Annotated in this window: 16 protein-coding genes, 2 tRNA genes and 2 rRNA genes; 14 read left to right on the top strand and 6 right to left on the bottom strand. The window is 38.4% G+C overall.

What is annotated here, in order from left to right; all coding sequences use genetic code 11:
* Position 1: 1 nt before the first annotated feature.
* Positions 2 to 2,626, bottom strand: coding sequence for a cyanophycin synthetase (gene cphA / locus OLM57_RS09600; RefSeq protein WP_264563482.1), 2,625 nt, complete (start codon positions 2,624 to 2,626; stop codon positions 2 to 4).
* Positions 2,627 to 2,867: 241 nt separating this feature from the next.
* Between cphA and OLM57_RS09605 the strand changes: the two genes are divergently transcribed.
* Complete coding sequence (locus OLM57_RS09605) at positions 2,868 to 3,740, top strand: cyanophycinase (RefSeq protein ID WP_264563483.1); 873 nt, start codon at positions 2,868 to 2,870, stop codon at positions 3,738 to 3,740.
* A gap of 75 nt (positions 3,741 to 3,815) precedes the next feature.
* On the top strand, positions 3,816 to 4,655 hold the full coding sequence (locus OLM57_RS09610; protein ID WP_264563484.1) for an isoaspartyl peptidase/L-asparaginase: 840 nt from the start codon (positions 3,816 to 3,818) through the stop codon (positions 4,653 to 4,655).
* 2 nt (positions 4,656 to 4,657) lie between these two features.
* Here the strand turns inward: OLM57_RS09610 and OLM57_RS09615 are convergent, their stop codons facing one another.
* Positions 4,658 to 5,461 carry an endonuclease/exonuclease/phosphatase family protein gene (locus OLM57_RS09615; protein ID WP_264563485.1) on the bottom strand — a complete coding sequence of 268 codons (804 nt, stop codon included), beginning with the start codon at positions 5,459 to 5,461 and terminating at the stop codon, positions 4,658 to 4,660.
* Positions 5,462 to 5,762: 301 nt separating this feature from the next.
* Between OLM57_RS09615 and OLM57_RS09620 the strand changes: the two genes are divergently transcribed.
* From OLM57_RS09620 to OLM57_RS09655, 8 genes are all read left to right on the top strand, one after another.
* Positions 5,763 to 6,263, top strand: a complete 501-nt coding sequence (locus tag OLM57_RS09620; RefSeq protein WP_264563486.1) for a hypothetical protein — start codon at positions 5,763 to 5,765, stop codon at positions 6,261 to 6,263.
* 489 nt (positions 6,264 to 6,752) lie between these two features.
* The gene (locus tag OLM57_RS09625; protein WP_264563487.1) at positions 6,753 to 7,520 is read left to right on the top strand and encodes a DUF2490 domain-containing protein; all 768 of its coding nucleotides are present in this window, start codon (positions 6,753 to 6,755) and stop codon (positions 7,518 to 7,520) included.
* A 51-nt stretch (positions 7,521 to 7,571) separates the two neighbouring features.
* Positions 7,572 to 9,188, top strand: coding sequence for an NAD-dependent malic enzyme (locus OLM57_RS09630; RefSeq protein WP_264563488.1), 1,617 nt, complete (start codon positions 7,572 to 7,574; stop codon positions 9,186 to 9,188).
* Between the two features lie 210 nt (positions 9,189 to 9,398).
* Entirely contained in the window at positions 9,399 to 11,078 is a 1,680-nt protein-coding gene (gene aspT / locus OLM57_RS09635; RefSeq protein ID WP_264563489.1) for an aspartate-alanine antiporter, read from the top strand.
* A 136-nt stretch (positions 11,079 to 11,214) separates the two neighbouring features.
* Positions 11,215 to 12,624, top strand: coding sequence for an aspartate ammonia-lyase (gene aspA / locus OLM57_RS09640; RefSeq protein ID WP_264563490.1), 1,410 nt, complete (start codon positions 11,215 to 11,217; stop codon positions 12,622 to 12,624).
* Between the two features lie 38 nt (positions 12,625 to 12,662).
* A complete protein-coding gene (locus OLM57_RS09645) occupies positions 12,663 to 13,721 on the top strand; it encodes a type II asparaginase (protein WP_264563491.1) in 1,059 nt (352 codons plus the stop codon).
* Between the two features lie 71 nt (positions 13,722 to 13,792).
* The gene (locus OLM57_RS09650; protein ID WP_264563492.1) at positions 13,793 to 15,133 is read left to right on the top strand and encodes an anaerobic C4-dicarboxylate transporter family protein; all 1,341 of its coding nucleotides are present in this window, start codon (positions 13,793 to 13,795) and stop codon (positions 15,131 to 15,133) included.
* Positions 15,134 to 15,230: 97 nt separating this feature from the next.
* The gene (locus tag OLM57_RS09655) at positions 15,231 to 16,364 is read left to right on the top strand and encodes an OprO/OprP family phosphate-selective porin (protein ID WP_264563493.1); all 1,134 of its coding nucleotides are present in this window, start codon (positions 15,231 to 15,233) and stop codon (positions 16,362 to 16,364) included.
* Positions 16,365 to 16,448: 84 nt separating this feature from the next.
* On the opposite strand, the gene rplT is transcribed toward OLM57_RS09655, so the two are convergent.
* The 4 genes from rplT to thrS all read right to left on the bottom strand — a co-directional run bounded on the left by rplT (position 16,449) and on the right by thrS (position 19,751).
* Positions 16,449 to 16,793: a 50S ribosomal protein L20 gene (gene rplT / locus OLM57_RS09660; RefSeq protein ID WP_035633036.1), complete on the bottom strand. Its 345-nt coding sequence runs from the start codon at positions 16,791 to 16,793 to the stop codon at positions 16,449 to 16,451.
* Between the two features lie 131 nt (positions 16,794 to 16,924).
* On the bottom strand, positions 16,925 to 17,122 hold the full coding sequence (gene rpmI, locus OLM57_RS09665; protein WP_022827375.1) for a 50S ribosomal protein L35: 198 nt from the start codon (positions 17,120 to 17,122) through the stop codon (positions 16,925 to 16,927).
* Positions 17,123 to 17,230: 108 nt separating this feature from the next.
* Positions 17,231 to 17,788, bottom strand: coding sequence for a translation initiation factor IF-3 (gene infC / locus OLM57_RS09670; protein WP_413614346.1), 558 nt, complete (start codon positions 17,786 to 17,788; stop codon positions 17,231 to 17,233).
* A 16-nt stretch (positions 17,789 to 17,804) separates the two neighbouring features.
* On the bottom strand, positions 17,805 to 19,751 hold the full coding sequence (gene thrS / locus OLM57_RS09675) for a threonine--tRNA ligase (RefSeq protein WP_264563494.1): 1,947 nt from the start codon (positions 19,749 to 19,751) through the stop codon (positions 17,805 to 17,807).
* A 911-nt stretch (positions 19,752 to 20,662) separates the two neighbouring features.
* Here thrS and OLM57_RS09680 point away from each other — a divergent pair.
* From OLM57_RS09680 to OLM57_RS09695, 4 genes are all read left to right on the top strand, one after another.
* Positions 20,663 to 22,176 (top strand): 16S ribosomal RNA (locus OLM57_RS09680).
* Between the two features lie 140 nt (positions 22,177 to 22,316).
* A tRNA-Ile gene (locus OLM57_RS09685) sits at positions 22,317 to 22,390 on the top strand.
* 138 nt (positions 22,391 to 22,528) lie between these two features.
* A tRNA-Ala gene (locus OLM57_RS09690) sits at positions 22,529 to 22,602 on the top strand.
* A 190-nt stretch (positions 22,603 to 22,792) separates the two neighbouring features.
* Positions 22,793 to 25,683: ribosomal RNA gene (locus tag OLM57_RS09695) — 23S ribosomal RNA — on the top strand.
* The 16S and 23S rRNA genes sit together here with 2 tRNA genes alongside, the layout of an rRNA operon.
* Positions 25,684 to 25,768: the final 85 nt, after the last annotated feature.

A 25,768-nucleotide genomic window follows, 5' to 3' on the forward strand; every position in this document is an offset into this window, starting at 1 on the left:
ATTAAATCAATCCGCCTTCATTTTCTTTATCCAAATATTCCTGAACAATATCAATGGCATTGGTCACCACATCACTCAAGGCGGTAATATAGCTGCCTTCTTCAGCACTGTTTATGGCGTGTCGTATGGCCTCGGTTTCTTTTGGAATAATTTCATAAGTCACCACTTTGTCGGATGTATTGATACCTTCCAGTATTAAATTAATGATTTCCTCTTCTGTTCTTCCTCTAAGGTATTTTTCTTGTCGAATGATGATATGATCAAACATACGCGCAGCGATTGAAGCACATTCTTTGATGTCTTCGTCACGACGATCGCCGACTCCTGCAATAATTCCAATTTTTTTGGTTGCTTCAACACTTTTTAAATATTCTTCAACACCTTTGTAACCGGATGGATTGTGTGCAAAATCAATCAAAACTTTAAATTTCTTGAATTCAAAAATGTTCATGCGTCCTGGAGTCTGTGCCGCACTTGGAATAAAAGTCTGCAACGACAAACTTATATCTTCAGTTTTGAATCCCCATAAATAACTAGCCAAAGTAGCAGCAAGAACATTGGCAATCATAAATTTTGCTTTTCCGCCAAGCGTTAACGGAACGTGAGTAGCGCGTTCGATACGTATTTTCCATTCTCCTTTTTTGATGGTAATAAAACCATTTTCATAAACGGCTACCGTTTTTCCCTCGGCACATAGTTTTTTTATTAGAGAATTATCTTCGCTCATACTAAAATATGCGGTATTGCAACCTAGTTCGCTACCCAGTTTTATACAATGCTCATCATCGGCATTCAAAACGGCCCAACCATCTTTTTTGATGCTTTTTACGACCGTAGCCTTTACTCTTGCCAAGTCATCAAGGGTATGAATATCACTTAATCCCAAATGATCTTCCTGAATATTGGTTATTATTCCAATATCACAACTGCTAAAACCCAAACCGGAACGAAGAATTCCGCCTCGTGCAGTTTCCAGAACGGCAAATTCTACCGTTGGATCGCGCAACACATATTCGGCGCTTTGAGGGCCAGTGGTATCACCCTTTTCCATCATGTGATTTTGGATATAAATTCCATCTGAAGTGGTAAATCCTACTTTGTAACCATTGTTTTTTACAATATGAGCCAAAAGTCGGGTAGTAGTCGTTTTTCCATTGGTTCCTGTCACAGCTATAATAGGAATACGGCAGGATTTTCCCGGAGGATACAACATGTCTATAACGGGTTCAGCCACATTTCTTGGTAATCCCTCTGAAGGGGCAAGGTGCATTCTGAATCCTGGAGCAGCATTAACTTCCAGTATAACTCCACCATTTTCTTTTAGAGGTTGAGTCAAATTCTCTGCCATAATATCGACACCGCAAATATCCAGTCCTATCACTCTAGAGATTCTTTCGGCAAGGAAAATATTCTCGGGATGCATCATATCGGTAACATCTACAGATGTACCTCCAGTACTAAGATTGGCAGTCGATTTAAGAAAAACTGTCTCCCCAATTCTTGGAATCGTTTCTAGGGTATAGTTTAGTTTTTCCAATAAATCTTCGGTATCGCGATCAACGTCTATTTGAGTTAAAACATTTTCATGTCCATAACCTCTTCTCGGATCTTGATTGGTAATCTCTATTAGTTCCCGAATGGAATCTTTTCCGTTTCCAATTACATGTGCAGGGACTCTTTTTGCGGCAGCGACTAATTTATTATCGATTACCAATATTCTAAAATCAAATCCTGTTATGAATTTTTCTACAATGATGCGTTTGCTGTATTCTTTGGCAAAAGCCAAACCCGAGACCGCATCTTCCCAATTGGTTACATTGATTGAAGCTCCTTTACCATGATTTCCATCGAGTGGTTTTAGTACAATAGGATAACCTATCTTTTCAATTGTTTTTGCCAAATCTTCCTCATCGGTGCAAATGCTTCCGCTGGCAACAGGAATTGAAGCCATATCGAGCATTTTTTTTGTAAGTTCTTTATTGCAGGCAATATCTACTGCGATGCTGCTGGTTTTGCAGGTTATGGTTGCCTGAAATCGCATTTGATTGATTCCGTAACCTAATTGTACCAGCGAATTAGTGCCCAATCGAATCCAGGGAATGTTTCTGGAAACAGCTTCTTCTACAATGCTGCCAGTACTTGGTCCAAGTCTGACACGTTCCCTTATTTCTCGCATTTTTTGCAGATCGGCATTCAAATCATATTCGGTTCCGGCAATTAATGCCTCGGCAATGGCTACTGAACTTTCGGCAGCAAATAGACCAACATTTTCCTCTGTATAACTAAAAACAACATTGTAAGTACCAAGTGTTTTAGTTTCTCTAGTTCTTCCAAAACCGGTTTCCATACCTGCTAATGACTGGATTTCTAGGGCAATATGTTCGATTACATGACCCATCCAAGTACCGCGTTCGACTCTGGAAAAGAAACCGCCACGGCATCCTTCAGAACATCTGTGCTCAATCATAGTCGGAAACATAGCTTCAATTCGTTCTCTAAATCCTTCTATTTTATTGGTGGGAAATTGCTCCATTTCTTCCAAATCTAAACGCATCTGGATTAGTTTTTTTCTCTGAATACTCCAGATATTGGGTCCGCGAAGGGCTTGAATTTTTATTATTTTCATTGAAGGATAGGATTAATTTAGTATTCGAAATAAAAAAAGCTGTGGTATTTTATTTTTAAAAAGGAATGGATTTGAATGACAAAATGGTAAATTTTTGTCTATTTTGCGTTGCCAGAAAAAATAAATTGCAACTAATTTAGTTTTTTTAAGGTTGAAATCAAAATTTATTCGGTTGATATTTATAATTAAAAATATATTCGAGTTCAATAGGTTCTTTTATCTTTTTGGTTATTTTTACAAAATGAACAAACGAGGAAAATTAATTATAATAGGAGGTGCGGTTGACAAAGGTAGTTTTACAGAAACCGAATTAGATAAAAATGCCACAAACAACTTAAATTTTTTTGAGACAGGTATTTTAAAAAGAATAATAAACGAATCCAAACACGGTGAGAATTCCCGAATAGAAATTATCACCACGGCCTCGGTAGTTTCCAAAGAAATTGGACCCGAATATGTAAAAGCATTCGAATATTTGAACGCCAAAAACGTGGGTGTACTTTATATAGAACGAAGAGAACAAGCTGCAGATGAGGAAATTGTTGAGCGATTACGTAACGCGGATGTTGTGATGTTTACAGGAGGAGATCAACTTCGATTAACTTCTATTCTTGGAGGAACACGTTTTCATGACCTACTTTTAGACAAATACCATAACGAAGATTTTATCTATGCAGGAACTTCGGCAGGAGCAGCAGCAGCCTCAATCAATATGATTTATCAGGGAAGCAGTTCTGAAGCTTTACTCAAAGGAGAAGTAAAAATCACCAGTGGATTGGGACTAATTGACGGTGTAATTATCGATACTCATTTTGTGCAAAGAGGCCGAATTGGAAGACTTTTTCAAGCTGTAGTCGGTAACCCAAAAGTGTTGGGAATTGGTCTGGGGGAAGATACTGGTCTGTTAATTACGAACAATACCCAAATGGAAGCCATAGGTTCTGGACTCGTAATTTTGGTAGACGGACGCGAGATAAAAGACACCAATTTAACCCAAGTCGAATTGGGACAACCCATTTCGATCAGCCATCTGGTAACTCATGTCATGAGTAAGTTCGATACTTTTGACCTCGAATCGCATAAAATGACGATCCATAATTCGCAATACGTATAATTTTAGATATTAGATTGCAGATTTCAGATTATTCGAGAAATCTAAACTCTAAAATCTGCAATCTAAACTCTTAAAATGAAAATAATCATACACGGCGGTTTTTTCTCTGAATCATCGACCAATCACGAAACAAAAGTTGCCAAACAAAATGCTTTGGAGCGAATTGTAAAAGATTCTTACGACTTTTTAAAAACGCATTCGGCACTCGAAACGGTTGTTTTTGCCGTTTCATTATTAGAAGACGATGAATTATTCAATGCCGGAATTGGTTCCCAAATACAAGCTGACGGAAAAATAAGAATGAGCGCTGCAATCATGGATGGCGAGACCCAGAAAATGAGCGGGGTTATCAATATCGAAGATGTAAAAAATCCTGTTCAAGTTGCCAAAAAATTAATGCAGTACGACGACCGAATTCTTGGTGGAACCGGTGCAACAAATTTTGCAAGACAAAATGGTTTCGAACCTTTCTCTACCGAAATCCCACAGCGTCGTGCCGAATATGAAACCAAACTCAAAGCAACGGGTACAGGCACTGTAGGTTGTGTGGCTTTGGACCAAGACGGGAAAATCGCCGTGGCCACTTCTACTGGCGGAAAAGGTTTTGAAATTCCGGGAAGAATATCAGATTCGGCTACAGTTGCCGGAAATTATGCCAACTCTTTTTGTGGGGTAAGTTTAACAGGAGTAGGCGAGGACATTGTCAGTAATGCAACGGCGGCCAAAATTGTTACACGGGTTACAGATGGTTTTTCGCTAAAAGAAGCTTTTGATAAAACCTTTGCCGAATTGAAACCGTACGATGGCTTTGCAGGTGCAATCGCTATTGACAATAATGGAAATATGTATCACCAAGATTCCCATCCAAATATGGTTTTTGCCAGTTTTGATGGTCTGGAATTTGAGGTTTTTTAATATCAGTTTAAAGAAAATTCAGTCCAGATCGGAATATGATCGGAAATTTTTTTGGCTTCTTTCAATGAAATAAAATCAGTAAAAAATAAAAGTACTCCAGCATTTTTTACCGACACTTTCGAATAATTATAAAACATATTGTCAAATTCCGAAGCGAGGCATTGATTTTTTTTGCAGGCTTGTTTCAGGGATGTTTTTTGGTTAATCAATATAGATTTAAACCCCATTTTTTTCAAAGGATTAAAAACCGTATGCGATTGCGGACAATTGAAATCTCCTGCAAACAGCAAATTCAAATTTGGATATTCTTGCGGTAAAAACTTGAAATATTTAATTTCGGTTTCCGGTTGTTTGCTTTTGGTAATAGCATGAAACGAGACGATAGTTATGGTTTTTCCTTTTACTTCAAAAGTAGCAAAATAGGGTTCTCGGTCAATTTCTAGATGGTAGTTGCGCTCCAGCCAGGGTTTGCCTTTTAGTTTCAGGCTTTTTGTTTTCCAAAGAAAGGCATAACGTTCGGTTTTGTAAGCACTGCTTGAAGTAGGATCACTTATTCGATAATCCCATTTAGATCCTTTTCGGTTGAGTTCATCTGCCAGTCTGGCTACTGCCTCAGCGCCACCATCTCCTGCCACAACTTCCTGAATGCTCACAATATCGAAGTCTTTTATGGTATTGGCAATAAATGCAATCTCTTGATTGGATTTGGATTTGCCAAAATTTTCGAGATTCCAGGAAAGGAGTTTGGTTTGGGAATAAAAGGGAATAAAAAAAAGTAAAAAGAAAATACAGAATGCTTTGTTCATAGATTGGGATTAATGTCCAAATATAAAGATTGTAAAAAGGAATATTTGTCTTTACTGCCATAAAGTGCGAATCATTTTTTTTAGCAACAATTAATTTTTTAAAGTGTGTTTTTCTGACGTTTTTTCCGGGAAACAAAATTCAATAAAAAACATCCAAAAAAGGTAATTTATCAGTATTTTCCGTGCTTTGCTAAGTTTTATAATTGTTTAAAAATCACTGTTTTTGGTGATTTTTTTTACGTTTTTTATTTTTTATTTTTGAAAATCAAACAAATATTTTTAACAAATAAACACTTTAATTATGCCATTAGAAAATTTAAATGGATTGCATTACACGGCTGCCGAAAAAACGGCGGTGGGAACTAGCTTAACAGCGATTGAAACAGCTCTTGCAGCAAAATTAAAAAATCTTTCGCCTGAGGAAAGAAGTAAATTTGGAAGCGTTCAGGAGCAAAACAAGCTTATTATCAATAGAGTAAAAGATTTTAGAAACAGTCAGCCTGCTTTGAGCAGTCCCGATATTGACTGGGTAGAGTTTCAGAACGATGTTGATTCTCGCGATTTTATTCAGTCCACTATTGCCCGACTGGAGAGTATTGCACAAAGTCTGAACAACAACAAAATCATGCACGATTACGATTGCTACCAAGCGGCATTGACCGACTATGATTATAGCAAATACAAAACGGGAACCAAAGTTGCTGGTTTTGAGAAAAAGGTAAATGAGCTGTCCCAATTTTTCAATAGAACAGGAACGACCAATAAAGCAGAAACTCCCGAAACAACATCACCAGCAGTATAATTCGATTAATGCCAATCTAAGATCCCTTTTGGAAGCCAAATTCCGAAGGGGATTTTTTTTGCAAGTAGCCAAAAACGTCAAATTTGGGAAACCGAACGTCATTTATGACGTGTTCGAGGTCAAATTTGACGTCTCATAGGTCAAATTTGAGGTTACCTATGTCAAATTTGACGTGGTACAGGGTCAAATTTGACGGTTCATGGGTCAAATTTGACGTCACGTACGTCAAATTTGACGTCCAAGACGTCAAATTTGACCCATAGTGACGTCATATATGGGGTTTTAGCGAGGTTGTTTGGCTATAGCAGTAATGAAATAGCAAAAAAAAATACTAGCATTCTGTCGTTATACGGTAAAAACAGAAATAAAAGGAATCTGCCAGCTGATAAAAATCATATTAATTGTACAGAAGTAAAAGTAACTTTACAGGATAAGTGATTTTTTAAGTAATTTTATATGGTACTTTTAGGAAAATTAAATTCTCTTATTTTGAAGCAAGTATCCAATATTCTCATTTTATTTTTACCTTTCTTGGTATTGGGTCAAACGACTCAAACAAAAGAAGTGAATCAACAAATGCAGACTTGGCTTTCTTTGAATTCTGTAACGCGGTTTAGTGAGCATTGGGGAATTGTTGCAGATGTTCACATACGTACAAATGAGTTTTTTGACAGTACCAATTTTTTCTTTTTGAGAGGAGGGATAAGCTATATTCCCAATTCTTTGGTTTCTATTTCCGGGGGATATGCACATATGTGGTTGTATCCGTCAAAAGAAGGTTGGACTACTATATCTAATGAAAACAGAATTTACCAACAAGTACAATTGAATACCAAAGCGGGCAACGTAGGCATTGTTCAAAGATTGCGAAATGAACAGCGCTGGCAAGAAAAAATTGCCAATGACGAACTTACGGGTGAGCTTCGATTTACCGATAGGGTTCGGTATCTAATAACTTTTAATATTCCAGTTTTCAAGAAAAAAACATGGCCATTATTGGTGGTTTCCGATGAGATTTTAATTCATTTTGGGCAAGATGTTGTCTACAATACGTTTGATCAAAACCGCTTGTTTTTGGGGATCAAGGAACAATTAACACCACAATTAAGTTTTGATTTTGGCTACATGAATGTATATCAACAAAAATATTCGGGCTATCAATACGATATGAATCATACTTTAAGATTGTTTTTTTACCTCAATACCAGAATTAAGCATAAAGCCCCTAAAGAAACTATTGGATTTGACGATGAATAATTTTGAATGCTCAGTTGGATTCTTAATACTAATTTAAATAAAAGAAATACGATGATTAATAGTTATGGTTATTCAATTTTACGAAATCCCCGTTTCAATAAAGGAACCGCTTTTACTCTGGAAGAAAGAGAAAAATACGGATTGGTTGGCATCATACCCGACGAAATTGAAACTTTGGAAACGCAAATTTTACGCATTCAGGAACAACTCGAAAGCTTTGAGAAACCCATTAATAAGTACACTTATTTAATGCAATTATTGGAAAATAATGAAACTTTATTTTTTAAAACCATTACTAGTGAACCCGCAAAATTTTTGCCTCTTGTTTATACCCCAACGGTTGGCGAAGCATGTCAGCGATTAGGTCATATTACACGACGCCCAAGGGGTTTGTTTATTTCGATTGATCAAAAAGACAATATTAAAACTATTTTAAAAAACTGGCCTGAACAAGATATTCGCTTTGCTGTAGTTACTGATGGCGGACGCATATTGGGGTTGGGAGATCTGGGAATCAACGGTATTGGAATTCCTATCGGGAAGCTAATTTTGTATACGAGTTGTGGAGGAGTTCCGCCCGAACATACGTTGCCTATTATTTTGGATGTGGGAACCAATAATGAAGAGTTTTTGAATGATCCGTTGTATCCAGGTTTAAAAAGAAAAAGAATCAGGGGTAAAGAATTTGATGATTTTGTAGCAGCCTTTGTAGCAGCCATGTATGAAGTTTTTCCTAAAATTTGCATCCAATGGGAAGATTTACCTGGAGTAGATGCAATTCGAATTTTAGATACTTATCGTGATAAAGTATGTACTTTTAATGATGATATTCAGGGAACTGCAGCCATTGCAATTGCTGGATTTATATCCATTAGCCGGTTGATGAATAAAAAGTTCATCGACCAACGATTTCTTTTTATGGGAGCAGGAGCTGCAGCATTTGGAATAGCCGATATGTTGGTCAAAAAATTTGAGCGGGATGGCTTAACTAGGGAAGAAGCATTGGGTCAAATCTGGATGTTTGATGTGAATGGATTGTTGGTTAGTAGCCGAACCGATCTTGTGGAACATCAATTGCAATTTGCCCATGATTGCGAACCTTCGGATAATTTTGCCGAAGCAATACTAAAAATAAGACCAACAGCAATTGTTGGAGTAAGCACGGTTGGTGGCGCTTTTAACCAACAAGTTATAGAAAACATTAGCTTAGTCAATGAGCGACCAATAATTTTTCCGTATTCCAATCCAACTTCCCATTCCGAATGTACAGCAGAACAGGCATATACCTGGAGCAAAGGGAAAGCCATTTTTGCCAGCGGAAGCCCTTTTGCACCAGTAGAATACCAGGGCAGAATATTCACTCCAGGTCAAGGAAATAATGTTTTTATTTTTCCAGCTTTGGGCATGGCTATTTTTGCGACCGAAGCCAAAAGGGTGACTGATGATATGTTGCTGACTGCTTCGGAAGCTGTTGCGGAGCAAGTAACCACTGCCGATTTTGAAAAAGGATTGATATATCCGAATGTAAATGATATTTTGAAAGTTTCGATAAAAGTAGCCGAAAAAGTGGCCGAACATATCTTCGACGGTGGACTGGCCAGTGTAGAACGACCAGAGAATATTGCCGATTTTATTAAAAGTAAAATGTATGTGCCTAGTTACAATTGATTTTCATGTTTCAGGCATGCTAATAGTTGCTAATTGATAAAATATTATTTAAGAATTATTTTAAATTGCTAATAAAAACCCATATTTTTTCATTAATAATTAAATATTTTTTTTAATTTTAATACGTTTAAACAACAGTATATTAGATTTTTATATACAACCTACTTGTTCTTTTAACAGAATATTAATTAATTAAATTTAATTTTTAGAATGTTAAGCTTTACGAATATTTTAAGAGAGCATCCCGAATTAGCCGTTTTTTTAACTTTGGCTTTTGGGTTTGCAATGGGCCATATTAAAATAGGTACATTTAAAATTGGGGTTGTCTTAGGAACTTTATTTGCTGGAGTGCTAATAGGGCAATTGGATATTCAAGTGCCTTCTATTGTAAAAATCATATTTTTCGATTTTTTTCTTTTTGCTACCGGATATAAAGTGGGTCCACAGTTTTTTCAGGGACTCAAGAAAAATGCATTCCCTCAGTTGATGCTAACTTTAGTCATTTGCGTTTCCTGCTTATTAATTGCTTTTGGGGTTTCTAAGCTTTTTGGCTATGATACAGGAACTGCCGCAGGACTTTTGGCAGGCGCTTTTTCTGAATCTACACTTATAGGTACGGCATCAGAGTCTATTCAACAACTTTCAATAACCGAAATCGAAAAAGCAAGATTAATTAACCACATGCCTGTGGCTTACTCGCTAACGTATCTTATAGGTGCTACTTCTTTTGTTTTCTTTTTAACAACTATCGCTCCCCAACTTCTAAGAATTAATTTGAAAGAAGAAAGCGAAAAACTGAGTCAGTCACTGACTGGTGAGACGGAACACGAACCAGGAATACAATCAGCATATCAACGATGGATTATTAGAGCCTATAAAATCACTAATGAAAAGTGGATAGGACTGACTATAGCCGAATTTGAAAAAATAAATGCAGACCTCAGACTTGCCATTCAAAGGATGCGTCATCATGGAGAATTATTTGAGCCAACACCAGACACAATTATCAGTAAAGATGATATTATGGTAATTATGGCACAACACGGAATTATTTTAGATAGTTTATCGACGATTGGGCCTGAAGTTCTGGATGAAGAATTGTTGAATTTTCCTTTGGCCCGCATGGATATTACAGTAACCAATAAGCAAATAGCGGGAAAAACAATTGGAGAATTGGGTAAACGTTATGGTAATGGGTTAATGCTGGACAAGGTCACCAGAGAGTATCATGAAATTCCGTTTAATAGAAAAACAGTTCTGAATAAAGGAGATGTTTTAAAAGTAAGTGGCAAAATGATTCATATAGAAAATGCTGCAAAAGGAATAGGGTATTTGGACAGACTAAGTTCTGAAACGGATATTGTGTTTTTAGGAATCGGCATCGTTTTGGGTGGATTATTCGGACTGCTTTCTGTCACTCTTTTTGGAATTTCAATTACACTAACCACTAGTGGAGGCGCCTTGGTAATGGGGTTGGTTTTTGGTTGGCTGCATTCACATACTCCTATGTTTGGAAGAATTCCTGAAGCGGCTTTATGGATATTTGATAATGTTGGCTTAGCTACTTTTATAGGTCTTGTTGGTTTAGCTGCAGGACCTAGTTTTATTTCGGGTCTTAAGGAAATGGGTTTCAGTATCATATTGGCGGGATTGCTAGTTGCTATTGTTCCGCACATAATAGGATTGTATTTCGGACGCTATGTTCTAAAAATGAATCCCATAATCCTTTTGGGGGCACAAACTGGAGCAGGAACATCAACAATTGGACTAAAAGCCATTCAGGATGCCTCGGCCAGTAAATTTCCTGTGTTGGGATATACCATTCCTTATGCATTGGGCAATATTCTTTTGACAGCTTGGGGACCAGTTATAGTTTCTTTGATGAGTTAATTATTCAAGGAATCATAAGTAAAACGGTTTCTTTAGCACTTGAAAAAGGATAATTCAAGTTTTATTTATGTTGGGATAATTGTTATTTTTTTTATAAAGTAAAGTCAAACAAATTTAAAAATCATTCAATTTTATTATGGAAACAACAAGAAAAGAACACGATTTTTTGGGACATTTGGAAATCCCAGATCATTTGTATTATGGAATACAAACTTTTAGAGCGGTAGAGAATTTTAATATTACAGGGATTCCGATCTCAAAAGAGCCCTTGTTTATAAAGGCTCTAGGATATGTAAAAAAAGCAGCAGCTATGGCAAACAAAGATTGCGGTGCTCTGGATGCTAAAATTGTAGAAGCCATTTGCTATGGTAGTGATCAGGTAATTGCAGGTAAATTTGATAAAGAATTTGTAAGTGATTTAATTCAGGGGGGTGCTGGAACCTCCGTAAATATGAATGCCAACGAGGTAATTGCAAATATTGGGTTGGAATATCTGGGATACAAAAAAGGAGAATATAAATTCTTGCATCCAAACAATCATGTCAATTGTTCACAATCCACCAATGATGCTTATCCATCAGCATTTAGAATTGCACTTTATTTAAAAATGGATCATTTCATCAAGACTTTGGAGGGATTGGAAGTCGCTTTCACCGCAAAAGGAAATGAATTTAACAAAGTGTTAAAAATGGGACGAACACAGTTGCAGGATGCGGTTCCTATGACTTTAGGGCAGGAGTTTCATTCTTATGCAACCACAATTGGTGAAGATGTAAGACGGCTTAGGGATGCTCAAAGTTTAGTTTTAGAAATCAATATGGGAGCAACCGCCATAGGTACGAAAGTAAATGCTCCGGAAGGATATCCCGAAATTTGTGTTAACTATCTGGCCAAAGAAGTCGGAATACCATTGACATTATCCCCCGATTTAATAGAAGCCACCGTAGATACGGGAGCATATGTACAAATTATGGGAACACTTAAACGTACAGCTGTCAAAGTTTCGAAGATATGCAACGACTTAAGATTATTGAGTTCGGGACCAAGAACCGGGTTTAATGAAATAAACTTGCCGGCGCGTCAGCCAGGTTCTTCAATTATGCCCGGTAAAGTGAATCCGGTTATTCCGGAAGTGGTCAATCAAGCTTGTTTTTATGTTATTGGACAAGATTTGACCGTTACGATGGCTGCAGAAGCGGGTCAATTGCAATTGAATGTGATGGAACCTGTTATTGCATTTGCAATGTTTACCTCATTGGACTATTTATCAAATGCCATTCAAACTTTAATTGATAAATGTATTGTAGGCATTACGGCAAACGAAGAGCATTGCTATCAATTGGTGATGAACAGCATTGGAATTGTAACTCAATTAAATCCAATTCTCGGTTATGAAGAAAGTGCTAGTATTGCTGGCGAGGCTTTAAAAACAGGTAAAAGTGTTCATCAGATTGCAGTTGTAGAACGTAAATTGATAACACAGGACAAATGGAATGAAATCTATTCGATAGAAAATTTAATTAATCCTAGGTTTATTACTTCTTGATTGTTTAAAGTTATTGATTAAAAATTAAAAAGAAAATCATGAAAAAAATTTTTCTACTTTTTTTAGTGTCTTTTGCATTTATACACATACAGGCTCAAGACAAATCCCCAAAAAAAATGCCAAGAATAATTATTTTGGCAACAGGTGGGACTATTGCTGGTTCTGGAGAGTCAGAAACTAAAGCTGCTTATACGGCGGGTAAGGTGCCAATTGACGATTTACTTAATGCTGTACCACAAATTCACAATTATGGCAAAATAACTGGGGAGCAAATTGCGCAAATTGGAAGTCAGGATATGAATATCACTACTTGGTTGAAATTGGCTAACAGAATCAATCAGATTTTCAAAGATAATTTAGCAGATGCTATAGTGGTCACTCATGGAACAGATACACAGGAAGAAACAGCTTATTTTTTGGATTTAACTGTGCAATATGAAAAGCCTGTGGTTTTGGTAGGAGCCATGCGTCCCTCTACGGCAATGAGCCAAGACGGGAATAGGAATTTATTGGATGCCGTAATGGTTGCAGCAGACCCCAAAAGTCAGGATAAAGGAGTTATTGTATCAATGAATGAAAGAATTTTTGATTCTAGAGATGTCACAAAAACCAGCACTACAAATTTGGGTACTTTTCAATCTCGAAATTTTGGACCTATTGGTTTAATTTATGATGGAAAAGTGAGTTACTATTATAAATCGTTAAGAGATCCTGCGAAAAAGTTTGATGTTTCTAAACTGACATCATTGCCGCAAGTGGAAATTGTTTATGGTTACGCAGATGCAAGCCCTTTGACGGTAACATGTTTAGCAAATTCACCCATAAAAGGAATTGTGTATGCAGGTATGGGGAATGGAAATTTTAATGCGCCGGTTGGAAAAGCTTTGGAAGAAGCTGTAAAAAAAGGAATTGTTGTTTGTAGATCCAATAGAGCCGGATCAGGAAGAATAACATTAGAGAACGAAGTTGACGATGCTGCACTTGGTTTTATTGTTGCGGACGACTTGAGTCCTCAGAAAGCAAGAATTTTGTTGATGTTATCTTTGTCTGAAACCAGTGATAAATCAAAAATTCAAACGAATTTCTTTGAATACTGATAATTATCAAAAGACTGTTGAAACAACAGTTTTATCTGTGATATAATTATAACTTTTTTAAATTTCAATATATGTTTTGGATTGAATTTGCTGTTCTTATTGCAATGATTCTTATTGGATCACAAATGAAAGGAATTGGATTAGGAGTTATGGGGATGGTTGGATTATTTATTTTTCTTTTTGTATTCAAAATGAAACCAACCGATCCTCCGCTTGATGTAATGCTTATTATTATGGCTATTGTTACAACAGCAGCCACACTGCAAGCCTCAGGCGGATTAGATTATCTGGTGAGTCTAGCCGAAAAAATTATTCGAAGCAATCCTTCCAATATTACTTTTATCGCTCCTTTTACCGTGTATTTTTTATGTTTATTCGCGGGTACTGCCCATATTGTTTATTCATTATTGCCTATAATTGCTGAAGTTTCGGCGAAGAAAAGGATTCGTCCGGAGCGGCCTTTAAGTATTTCTGTTATAGCATCTCATCTTGCTTTGACCGGAAGTCCTATGAGTGCGGCTACGGCGGCACTAGTGGTAATATTGGGTTTTCCAGGAGCTTTGGTCGATATTATGATGATTTGTATTCCGGCTTGTATTATAGGCATATTAATCGGTTGTTTTTCTGTTTTTAAAAAAGGATTGGAACTTAAGGATGATCCGATTTTTATAGAAAAAATGAAAGATCCTGAATTTGCAAAAAGCATGGAAACAGATACGACAGGAAAGGAAAAAGCATTAAAACCAGGAGCTAAGACTTCTGTGTTGATTTTTACTTTTGCAATTGTATTAATCGTTATGGCTGGTGCCTTCCCGAAATTGGTGCCCAGTTTTGAACCAGGAATCAAATCTCTTGCAGTTGCAGCAAATGGTTCCTTATCTATGGTTACAATAATTAGTGTTATCACTCTTACTGCATCAGCAGCTATGATGTTAATTACTAAAACGAGTACAACTGAGGTTACCAAAGCAAGTTTGTTTACATCAATGGCATCAGCGGTAGTGTCAGTTTTTGGTGTGGTTTGGATGAGTTCTACATTTATGCATGCCAACAATGATTTAATTCAGAATGCACTAGGAGGTATTGTTTCTGTTTATCCCTGGACTTTTGCGATTGCTGTTTTTATCTTGGGTGTTTTGATGTTCAGCCAGGCTGCCACTACTAAAACAATGATGCCTTTAGGAATTGCTTTAGGGTTACCCCCAGCGGCATTAATAGCTATATTTCCTGCTGTAAATAGCGATTTTGTTTTGCCTGGATATCCAACATTATTGGCAGCAATTAATTTTGACAGAACAGGAAGCACCAAAATTGGGCGATTTGTGATCAACCATAGTTTCCTTGTGCCGGGAGTAGTTGCTATTGGTGTTTCTATCGCTGTTGGTTTTTTGTTAGGTTCACTTTTATTGTAAAATCTTAATGCAATTAATTATGAGAAAATATTATATTTATATGATAATTTGTTTTTTTCCAATTTTTGCTTTTAGTCAGGTCGATCAAATTGATCAAATGGAAAAGCAAACAAATGAAGGGAATCAATTATTTACTGATACTATTAAGTCACTAATTCCTATTTCAAAACAATCTTTGTTGCGGGATATTGATGTTGTTTTTAATACTAGAATGGCGTATGATAGTAAATTTTTTGATGGGGAACATACGCTTTCAAACTTTAACGTAAACCAACTTCGGTTTGAAGTAAAAGGTAAAATTCACGACAAAGTATATTTCAGATTTAGAAATAGATACACCAGAGAGCCAATTCCGGGAAATCTGGACAATATTAGTCGATCTGTCGATTTGGCATTCGTTAGAATTGATTTAAGCCCAAGAACTAATTTTTCTTTCGGGAAGTTATGTGCAGATTGGGGTGGATGGGAATTTGATTTTAACCCAATAGATATTTTGGCTTATAATGATATTATAGAATATGCAGATAATTTTTTGGTAGGTGCGGGTATCTCGCATACATTGAGTGACGAAAAAAATTCATTTTCATTTCAAATACTAAATTCAAGAACAAAAACGTATGAAGAGCAATACGGGAGCACGGCACCACCAAATTTAAATCCTTCAGAATATCCTTTAGCAGCAGTCGTTAATTGGAGAGGTAATTTTTTTGATGGTAAATTTGAAACTACCTATAGCTATAGTTTTTTCAATGAAGCCAAAGGGGCACATATGAATTATTTTGCTTTGGGAAATAAATTTAAGGCTAAAAATCTATTGCTGTATTACGATTTTCAATATAGTGATGAAGGTCTTGACCGCAAAGGGATCATCTCTGGTATCATCAGTAATCAATATCAGTATGCTGCTCAAAATACTCTTTATGTGGAAAACTGGATAAGAGCGGAGTATTTGGTTAATCCTAAAATTAACCTATTATTGACAGTTATGACAAGTAATGCATCGTGGAAAGATAATCCAGATCCAAATGGGAGTTCAAAATTATCTACCAGTTATGGGCTTATACCAACAATTCAATATATGCCTTTCAAAGATTTTAACATGAAGTTCTATTTGGGATACGTTGCCAGAAAATACAATTACACAGGCTATGCCGAAACTACTTTTGGTGCAAAAGATTATACTACTGGCTTGCTAAGCTTTGGTATTATTGCACCTTTACTGGTCTTATGATTTTTATGGATAAAAACAAAAAACCCAATCGAAAGATTGGGTTCTTTTATAAGTAAGTAATTCTAAATTGAGTTTATATAACGTTTATTTTACTTTATTAAGTACTGCTTTGAAAGCTTCTGGGTGGTTCATCGCTAAATCTGCAAGAACTTTACGGTTCAATTCGATTCCGTTAGCTTTTACTTTACCCATGAATTGAGAATAAGACATTCCTTCCAATCTAGCTCCAGCGTTGATACGTTGAATCCATAATGCACGGAAATTTCTTTTATTCACTTTTCTGTCACGGTAAGCGTAGCACATTGCTTTCTCTACCGCATTCTTAGCAACTGTCCAAACGTTTTTACGTCTACCAAAGAAACCTTTGGCTTGCTTCATTATTTTTTTTCTTCTTGCTCTTTTTGCAACTGAATTTACCGATCTTGGCATAATTTTATTGTTTTTTTGTAGTAGGCGTCCTGAATTGAATCAAAGGAACTTAAGGCCATACTCCAAGGTTATTGAAATTGTTTTTAACCTAAAGAATTATTCTTTATTAATTGACAATTGGAAATTGTCGATTAGATAATTCTTAATTGTTGTTTGATGCTTTTCATATCTGTTTTGTGAACTAGCGCTGAGTGTGTCAAAGCTAATTTACGTTTTTTAGATTTTTTAGTCAAGATGTGACTTTTAAAAGCATGCTTTCTCTTAATCTTTCCAGAACCAGTAACTTTAAAACGTTTCTTGGCGCTAGATTTGGTTTTCATTTTAGGCATTTTTTCCTAGTGTTTTAATTTATTCTTACTTACTTATTTTTGAGTAATTAGCCATTAGCCATTAGCCATTAGTTTTAAAACTTTTGCCTATTGACTTTTGCCTATTAACTATTTTTTCTTTTTCGGAGCAATAAACATAATCATTCTCTTTCCTTCAAGAACTGGCATCGCTTCTACTTTTCCATATTCTTCCAAGTCAGTAGCCAATCTTAATAATAAGATTTGTCCTTGATCTTTGTAGATAATAGAACGTCCTTTAAAGAATACAAAAGCTTTTAATTTAGCTCCTTCTTTTAGGAATTTTTCAGCATTCTTTCTCTTAAATTCGTAATCATGCTCATCAGTTTGAGGACCAAAACGTATTTCTTTTACTACCACTTGAGTAGATTTGGCTTTCAGAATCTTATCACGTTTCTTTTGTTCGTAAACAAATTTCTTGTAATCCATGATTTTACAAACTGGCGGCTCTGCGTTTGGTGAAATCTCAACTAAATCCAATTCAAATTGGTCAGCTAATCTTAAAGCTTCTGCAAGTTTAAAAACTCCAGGCTCTATGTTTTCACCCACAAGTCTTACTTCTTGTACACCACGAATAAAATTGTTTATTCTGTGTGCATCCTTTTTTTCTACGCGAGGTTGATAACCTCTGTTGCTTCTTATTGCTATGACTTTATAATTTAAGTTAAACTGTAAATACTTTTAATGTTTTTTTGATTTCCTCGTCAACAATCGAAGCAAATTCTTCTATTGTAACGCTGATATTGCCTTTTCCTTCTTGACCATGACGACGAATAGAAATGGTTCCGTTTTTCTCCTCTTCTTCACCTACAATCAGCATAAACGGGATCTTCTGCATTTCTGCATCTCTGATTTTCTTTCCTATCGTCTCGCTTCTGTTGTCAATTAGGGCGCGAATTTCGTGATTTTCTAGCAGATTTAAAACTTTTTTAGCATAATTTTCATATTTCTCACTCAAAGACAGTATAATTGCCTGCTCGGGCATCAACCAAAGCGGGAAATTTCCTGCTGTATGCTCTAATAAAATGGCAATAAATCGTTCCATAGATCCAAATGGAGCTCTGTGAATCATTACAGGTCTATGCAATTCATTATCAGATCCTTTGTAGGTCAACTCAAAACGCTCGGGTAAGTTGTAATCTACCTGTATCGTTCCTAGTTGCCATTGTCTGCCCAATGCATCCTTTACCATGAAATCCAGTTTAGGACCGTAGAAAGCAGCTTCTCCGTATTCGACAACAGTGCTTAGTCCTTTGTCGGCAGCCGCATTTATAATGGCATTTTCTGCTTTTTCCCAATTTTCGTCAGAACCAATATATTTATCTCTGTTCTCTTTATCTCTCAGAGAAATTTGAGCAGTAAAGTTTTCAAAACCTAATGAACCAAATACATAAAGTACCAAGTCAATTACTTTTTTAAACTCCTCGTCTAATTGTTCTGGAGTACAAAAAATATGTGCATCATCCTGCGTAAACCCACGTACACGAGTCAAACCATGCAATTCACCGCTTTGTTCGTATCTGTAAACAGTTCCAAATTCAGCATATCGCTTAGGTAAATCTTTGTATGACCAGGGTCTTACGTTATAGATTTCACAGTGATGAGGACAGTTCATCGGTTTCAATAAAAACTCTTCTCCTTCAGCAGGAGTGCTTATGGGTTGAAAACTATCCGCTCCATATTTTGCGTAGTGACCAGATGTTACATACAATTCTTTTTGACCAATATGTGGAGTAACAACTTGTTCGTAACCTCCTTTTTTCTGTGCTTTTTTCAAAAATTGCTCCAATCGATCTCTCAAAGCTGCTCCTTTTGGTAACCATAAAGGCAAACCTTGACCAACTTTTGCAGAAAAAGCAAATAATTCCAGCTCTTTTCCTAGTTTTCTGTGGTCGCGACGTTTTGCTTCTTCTAGTAATTCTAGATATTCTGTTAAATCTTTTTGTTTAGGGAATGAAGTTCCGTAAACACGAGTAAGCTGTTTGTTTTTCTCATCACCTCTCCAGTAAGCTCCGGCTACACTCATCACTTTCATTGCTTTGATGATTCCTGTATTCGGAATATGACCTCCACGACATAAATCAGTAAAAGTAGAATGATCGCAAAAAGTGATTGTTCCGTCTTCAAGATTAGTAATCAGTTCAGTTTTATATACATTGTCTTTGTATATTTCCAACGCTTCTGCTTTCGAAACAGGACGCATTTTAAATTCATGTTTTCCTCTTGAAATTTCAAGAACACGGTCTTCAATTTTCTTAAAATCTGCATCCGAAATCTTTTGATCACCAAAGTCCACATCATAATAGAAGCCGTTAGAAATTGCAGGTCCAAGAGTCAATTGTATACCAGGATACATTTCCTCAAGTACTTGCGCCATAACGTGCGAAGTCGAATGCCAAAAAGCTTTCTTGCCATCAGCATCATTCCATGTATATAAAGTAAGACTGCCGTCGGTCGTCAGTGGTGTTGATGTTTCAATTGTTGTGCCATTAAAAGAAGCCGAAATCACATTTCTAGCAAATCCTTCACTGATGCTTTTTGCAACATCCATCGGAGTTACTCCGGGAGCAAACTCTCTAACTGACCCATCGGGCAAAGTAATCTTAATCATTGTTTTTTATATTTTAAGAATGCAAATATAAAGCATTAACAAAACACATACAATAGATATATAAGGTTTGTTCTGTATATAAGTATAAAAACCAATAATTGTATAATTGAAATAATCAGGAGCTATTTCCTGCTATCCGTTACAATCTCCTAGTGCCGAACACCGGCACTAGGAGGATTTCCGCTACTATCAGGGCTAGGGGCATTTTTTTTTTTCTAAGATCGAAAGTATAAAACCGCACCATAATATATAGTGTTGAAGTTCGCTAAGAAAAAAATCCACATAAATCCGTTTAATCTGTATGCTATTTCAGTGCAAGAAAATAGTAAGCCAAGCGCAAAACCTGCACAAAGGACTCTAAAACTCAAGAAAGCTGCAGAACTGCCTCATTGTAAATAGCAATAAACCAATTGATTAAAAAATACTTTCAAAAAACTTCTAAAAAGTCCTTGCAGAAACGGATAAAGGAACTACTTTTGCACCCGCAACAACGCAGACGTTCTTAGAAATCCTGACAAGCCGATAAAATCCAAATGAAAAATTATTTTCAAAAAAAAAGATTGTAAAAAGCTTGTGAGATTCGAAAACGTAAGCTATTTTTGCACCCCGCAAAACGCGTAACGTTCCTTGAAAAGCTGATAAGAAAAGAAGAAGAAAACGAAAAAATAAATTTTTCAAAAAACTTTAAAATTTTCTTGCCAGTTAGAAAAGAATAGTTACTTTTGCACCCGCTAATCGAAAGACTAGTGAGTAAAAAAAGAAGAATACGTTCCTAGACATATTGAATTGACAGCCGTTTTAAGAGAGATCTTAAAACAAAAGAATAAGAGTAATAGAATCGATAGATTTGAATATTGACCACTAGAATTGGAGTCGAATAATAATAGCTTAAGCAATTAAGCAAACAATATACGATGAAGAGTTTGATCCTGGCTCAGGATGAACGCTAGCGGCAGGCTTAACACATGCAAGTCGAGGGGTATAGTTCTTCGGAATTAGAGACCGGCGCACGGGTGCGTAACGCGTATGCAATCTACCTTTTACAGAGGGATAGCCCAGAGAAATTTGGATTAATACCTCATAGTATAGCGACATCGCATGATGATGCTATTAAAGTCACAACGGTAAAAGATGAGCATGCGTCCCATTAGCTAGTTGGTAAGGTAACGGCTTACCAAGGCTACGATGGGTAGGGGTCCTGAGAGGGAGATCCCCCACACTGGTACTGAGACACGGACCAGACTCCTACGGGAGGCAGCAGTGAGGAATATTGGACAATGGGCGCAAGCCTGATCCAGCCATGCCGCGTGCAGGATGACGGTCCTATGGATTGTAAACTGCTTTTGCACAGGAAGAAACACTCTCTCGTGAGAGAGCTTGACGGTACTGTGAGAATAAGGATCGGCTAACTCCGTGCCAGCAGCCGCGGTAATACGGAGGATCCAAGCGTTATCCGGAATCATTGGGTTTAAAGGGTCCGTAGGCGGTCTTATAAGTCAGTGGTGAAATCTCCCCGCTCAACGGGGAAACGGCCATTGATACTGTAGGACTTGAATTATTAGGAAGTAACTAGAATATGTAGTGTAGCGGTGAAATGCTTAGAGATTACATGGAATACCAATTGCGAAGGCAGGTTACTACTAATGGATTGACGCTGATGGACGAAAGCGTGGGTAGCGAACAGGATTAGATACCCTGGTAGTCCACGCCGTAAACGATGGATACTAGCTGTTGGGAGCGATCTCAGTGGCTAAGCGAAAGTGATAAGTATCCCACCTGGGGAGTACGTTCGCAAGAATGAAACTCAAAGGAATTGACGGGGGCCCGCACAAGCGGTGGAGCATGTGGTTTAATTCGATGATACGCGAGGAACCTTACCAAGGCTTAAATGTAGTTTGACCGGACTGGAAACAGTTTTTTCGCAAGACAAATTACAAGGTGCTGCATGGTTGTCGTCAGCTCGTGCCGTGAGGTGTCAGGTTAAGTCCTATAACGAGCGCAACCCCTGTTGTTAGTTGCCAGCGAGTCATGTCGGGAACTCTAACGAGACTGCCAGTGCAAACTGTGAGGAAGGTGGGGATGACGTCAAATCATCACGGCCCTTACGCCTTGGGCTACACACGTGCTACAATGGCCGGTACAGAGAGCAGCCACTGGGTGACCAGGAGCGAATCTACAAAACCGGTCACAGTTCGGATCGGAGTCTGCAACTCGACTCCGTGAAGCTGGAATCGCTAGTAATCGGATATCAGCCATGATCCGGTGAATACGTTCCCGGGCCTTGTACACACCGCCCGTCAAGCCATGGAAGCTGGGGGTGCCTGAAGTCGGTGACCGCAAGGAGCTGCCTAGGGTAAAACTGGTAACTAGGGCTAAGTCGTAACAAGGTAGCCGTACCGGAAGGTGCGGCTGGAACACCTCCTTTCTAGAGCCTTAGTGTTAGTATTTATACACGCTGAGGAAAGAAGACGAAAAGACTATTGGTTACAAAGATTGAAATTTTATTACTCTTGCTGTTAATTTAAAAAACATGTGCTAAATAAGCACAAAAATAAGAATGAAGAGTGTCTCGTAGCTCAGCTGGTTAGAGTACTACACTGATAATGTAGGGGTCGACAGTTCGAGTCTGTCCGAGACAACAAAACAGTTACGAATTTGTAAATTACGAATTACGAATTGAAAAAGTTCATAAACATAGATTGAAAGGAAATTCTAGGGTTGAAAGATTACGAATTACAGCAATTCATAATTCATAATTCACAATTCATAATTAAATTGGGGGATTAGCTCAGCTGGCTAGAGCGCCTGCCTTGCACGCAGGAGGTCAACGGTTCGACTCCGTTATTCTCCACTATTCTAGTGAATAGTAAAGAGTGAATGGTAATTAGTTTAGACTAATCACTACTTACTAAGTACTAATCACTAAGAAAAAAGTTCATTGACATATTGAGATAAGAAATAATAAAAAGTAGAAAGCAGTTTTTATACTTTTTAAGTATAGAAACGAAAAAAAACGGTCGTAATTAAGTTTACGATTGGTACAATAAGCAAAATAAGGGCGTATGGGGGATGCCTTGGCTCTCAGAGGCGATGAAAGGCGTGATAAGCTGCGAAAAGTTACGGGGACGGGCACACACCGATTGATCCGTAAATACCTGAATGGGGCAACCCACTATGTTGAAGACATAGTACACCGATAGGTGGGCAAACCCGCTGAACTGAAACATCTAAGTAGGCGGAGGAGAAGAAAACAAAAGTGATTCCGTAAGTAGTGGCGAGCGAACGCGGATTAGCCCAAACCAGTGTTGTTACGGCAATGCTGGGGTTGTAGGACCACGATATTTTATGCACAAAGAATTAGAATCTACTGGAAAGTAGAGCCAAAGAGAGTGATAGCCTCGTATAAGTAATAAGTGTAATAGATAGTGGTATCCTGAGTAGGGCGGGGCACGTGAAACCCTGTCTGAATTTGGCGGGACCATCCGCTAAGGCTAAATACTCCTGAGAGACCGATAGTGAACCAGTACCGTGAGGGAAAGGTGAAAAGAACCGTGAATAACGGAGTGAAATAGATCCTGAAACCATACGCTTACAAGCGGTCGGAGCCCTTTAGTGGGGTGACGGCGTGCCTTTTGCATAATGAGCCTACGAGTTAACGTTGCTGGCAAGGATAAGTGGTTAAGCCACGGATCCGTAGCGAAAGCGAGTCTGAATAGGGCGCTTTAGTCAGTAGTGTTAGACGCGAAACCGTGTGATCTACCCATGGGCAGGATGAAGCGCTGGTAACACAGTGTGGAGGTCCGAACCGGTTGACGTTGAAAAGTCTTCGGATGACCTGTGGGTAGGGGTGAAAGGCCAATCAAACTCGGAAATAGCTCGTACTCCCCGAAATGCATTTAGGTGCAGCGCTGGTCGCAAAGTTATATAGAGGTAGAGCTACTGATTGGATGCGGGGGCTTCACCGCCTACCAATTCCTGACAAACTCCGAATGCTATATAATGTTTACCAGCAGTGAGGGCTTGGGTGCTAAGGTCCAAGTCCGAGAGGGAAAGAACCCAGACCATCAGCTAAGGTCCCCAAATATATGTTAAGTTGAAAGAACGAGGTTTGTCTGCCTAGACAGCTAGGATGTTGGCTTGGAAGCAGCCATTCATTTAAAGAGTGCGTAACAGCTCACTAGTCGAGCGGACGAGCATGGATAATAATCGGGCATAAACATATTACCGAAGCTATGGATTTGTAATTTATTACAAGTGGTAGGGGAGCATTCTAACAGGGTTGAAGGTGTATCGTAAGGTATGCTGGACTGGTTAGAAAAGAAAATGTAGGCATAAGTAACGATAATGCGGGCGAGAAACCCGCACACCGAAAGACTAAGGTTTCCACAGCTATGCTAATCAGCTGTGGGTTAGTCGGGACCTAAGGCGAACCCGAAAGGGACAGTCGATGGACAACGGGTTAATATTCCCGTACTACTGATTACTGTGATGGGGTGACGGAGTGATGAAAGCGCCGCGAACTGACGGAATAGTTCGTTGAAGTACCTACCTATAAGCTGCGCAGGCAAATCCACGCGGCTTGGGGAAATACGATAGTACTCGGAGTCTTCGGACAAAGAGATAGTGCGCCTAAGGGCTTCCAAGAAAAACCTCTAAACTTCAGGTAATTAGTACCCGTACCGCAAACCGACACAGGTAGTCGAGGAGAGAATCCTAAGGTGCTCGAGAGATTCATGGCTAAGGAATTAGGCAAAATAGACCCGTAACTTCGGGAGAAGGGTCGCCTCTATGTAAAAATAGAGGCCGCAGTGAAGAGGTCCAGGCGACTGTTTATCAAAAACACAGGGCTCTGCAAAATCGTAAGATGAAGTATAGGGCCTGACACCTGCCCGGTGCTGGAAGGTTAAGTGGAGATGTTATGAGTAATCAGAAGCATTGAAATGAAGCCCCAGTAAACGGCGGCCGTAACTATAACGGTCCTAAGGTAGCGAAATTCCTTGTCGGGTAAGTTCCGACCTGCACGAATGGTGTAACGATCTGGACACTGTCTCAGCCATGAGCTCGGTGAAATTGTAGTAACGGTGAAGATGCCGTTTACCCGCAGTGGGACGAAAAGACCCTGTGCACCTTTACTATAGCTTAGTATTGACCTTGGATAAATGATGTGTAGGATAGGTTGGAGACTGTGAAGTGGCGTCGCCAGGCGTTGTGGAGTCATTGTTGAAATACAACCCTTTGTTTATCTGAGGCCTAACCCCGCGATTGCGGGGGACATTGCTTGGTGGGTAGTTTGACTGGGGTGGTCGCCTCCAAAAGAGTAACGGAGGCTTCTAAAGGTTCCCTCAGTACGCTTGGTAACCGTGCGTAGAGTGCAATGGCATAAGGGAGCTTGACTGAGAGACATACAGGTCGATCAGGTACGAAAGTAGAGCATAGTGATCCGGTGGTTCCGCATGGAAGGGCCATCGCTCAAAGGATAAAAGGTACGCCGGGGATAACAGGCTGATCTCCCCCAAGAGCTCATATCGACGGGGGGGTTTGGCACCTCGATGTCGGCTCGTCACATCCTGGGGCTGGAGAAGGTCCCAAGGGTTGGGCTGTTCGCCCATTAAAGTGGCACGCGAGCTGGGTTCAGAACGTCGTGAGACAGTTCGGTCTCTATCTACTGTGGGCGCAAGAAATTTGAGTGGATCTGATTCTAGTACGAGAGGACCGAATTGGACAAACCTCTAGTGTATCTGTTGTTCCGCCAGGAGCATCGCAGAGTAGCTACGTTTGGAAGGGATAAGCGCTGAAAGCATATAAGCGCGAAACCCACCACAAGATGAGATTTCTTTTAAGGGTCGTGGGAGATGACCACGTTGATAGGCTATAGATGTAAAGGCAGTAATGTCATAGTCGAGTAGTACTAATAACCCGTAAGCTTATGTACACCTTTTCCCGAGCCGAAAGGCTCGGGGAGAAACTTTCTAATAAAATACTTTTTATATTCTTTATCTCAGTATGTTACGATATTA

The organism is Flavobacterium sp. N3904, assembly GCF_025947305.1.
Taxonomy (GTDB): domain Bacteria; phylum Bacteroidota; class Bacteroidia; order Flavobacteriales; family Flavobacteriaceae; genus Flavobacterium.

Bases quoted from the DNA above. Each gene is read 5' to 3' on its own strand.
- OLM57_RS09655 (WP_264563493.1), top strand. From the start codon at position 15,231: ATGGAAAAGCAAACAAATGAAGGGAATCAATTATTTACTGATACTATT.
- aspT (WP_264563489.1), top strand. From the start codon at position 9,399: ATGTTAAGCTTTACGAATATTTTAAGAGAGCATCCCGAATTAGCCGTT.
- OLM57_RS09630 (WP_264563488.1), top strand. From the start codon at position 7,572: ATGATTAATAGTTATGGTTATTCAATTTTACGAAATCCCCGTTTCAAT.
- OLM57_RS09645 (WP_264563491.1), top strand. From the start codon at position 12,663: ATGAAAAAAATTTTTCTACTTTTTTTAGTGTCTTTTGCATTTATACAC.
- OLM57_RS09650 (WP_264563492.1), top strand. From the start codon at position 13,793: ATGTTTTGGATTGAATTTGCTGTTCTTATTGCAATGATTCTTATTGGA.
- rpmI (WP_022827375.1), bottom strand. From the start codon at position 17,122: ATGCCTAAAATGAAAACCAAATCTAGCGCCAAGAAACGTTTTAAAGTT.
- OLM57_RS09620 (WP_264563486.1), top strand. From the start codon at position 5,763: ATGCCATTAGAAAATTTAAATGGATTGCATTACACGGCTGCCGAAAAA.
- cphA (WP_264563482.1), bottom strand. From the start codon at position 2,626: ATGAAAATAATAAAAATTCAAGCCCTTCGCGGACCCAATATCTGGAGT.
- aspA (WP_264563490.1), top strand. From the start codon at position 11,215: ATGGAAACAACAAGAAAAGAACACGATTTTTTGGGACATTTGGAAATC.
- OLM57_RS09605 (WP_264563483.1), top strand. From the start codon at position 2,868: ATGAACAAACGAGGAAAATTAATTATAATAGGAGGTGCGGTTGACAAA.
- rplT (WP_035633036.1), bottom strand. From the start codon at position 16,793: ATGCCAAGATCGGTAAATTCAGTTGCAAAAAGAGCAAGAAGAAAAAAA.
- OLM57_RS09615 (WP_264563485.1), bottom strand. From the start codon at position 5,461: ATGAACAAAGCATTCTGTATTTTCTTTTTACTTTTTTTTATTCCCTTT.
- thrS (WP_264563494.1), bottom strand. From the start codon at position 19,751: ATGATTAAGATTACTTTGCCCGATGGGTCAGTTAGAGAGTTTGCTCCC.
- OLM57_RS09610 (WP_264563484.1), top strand. From the start codon at position 3,816: ATGAAAATAATCATACACGGCGGTTTTTTCTCTGAATCATCGACCAAT.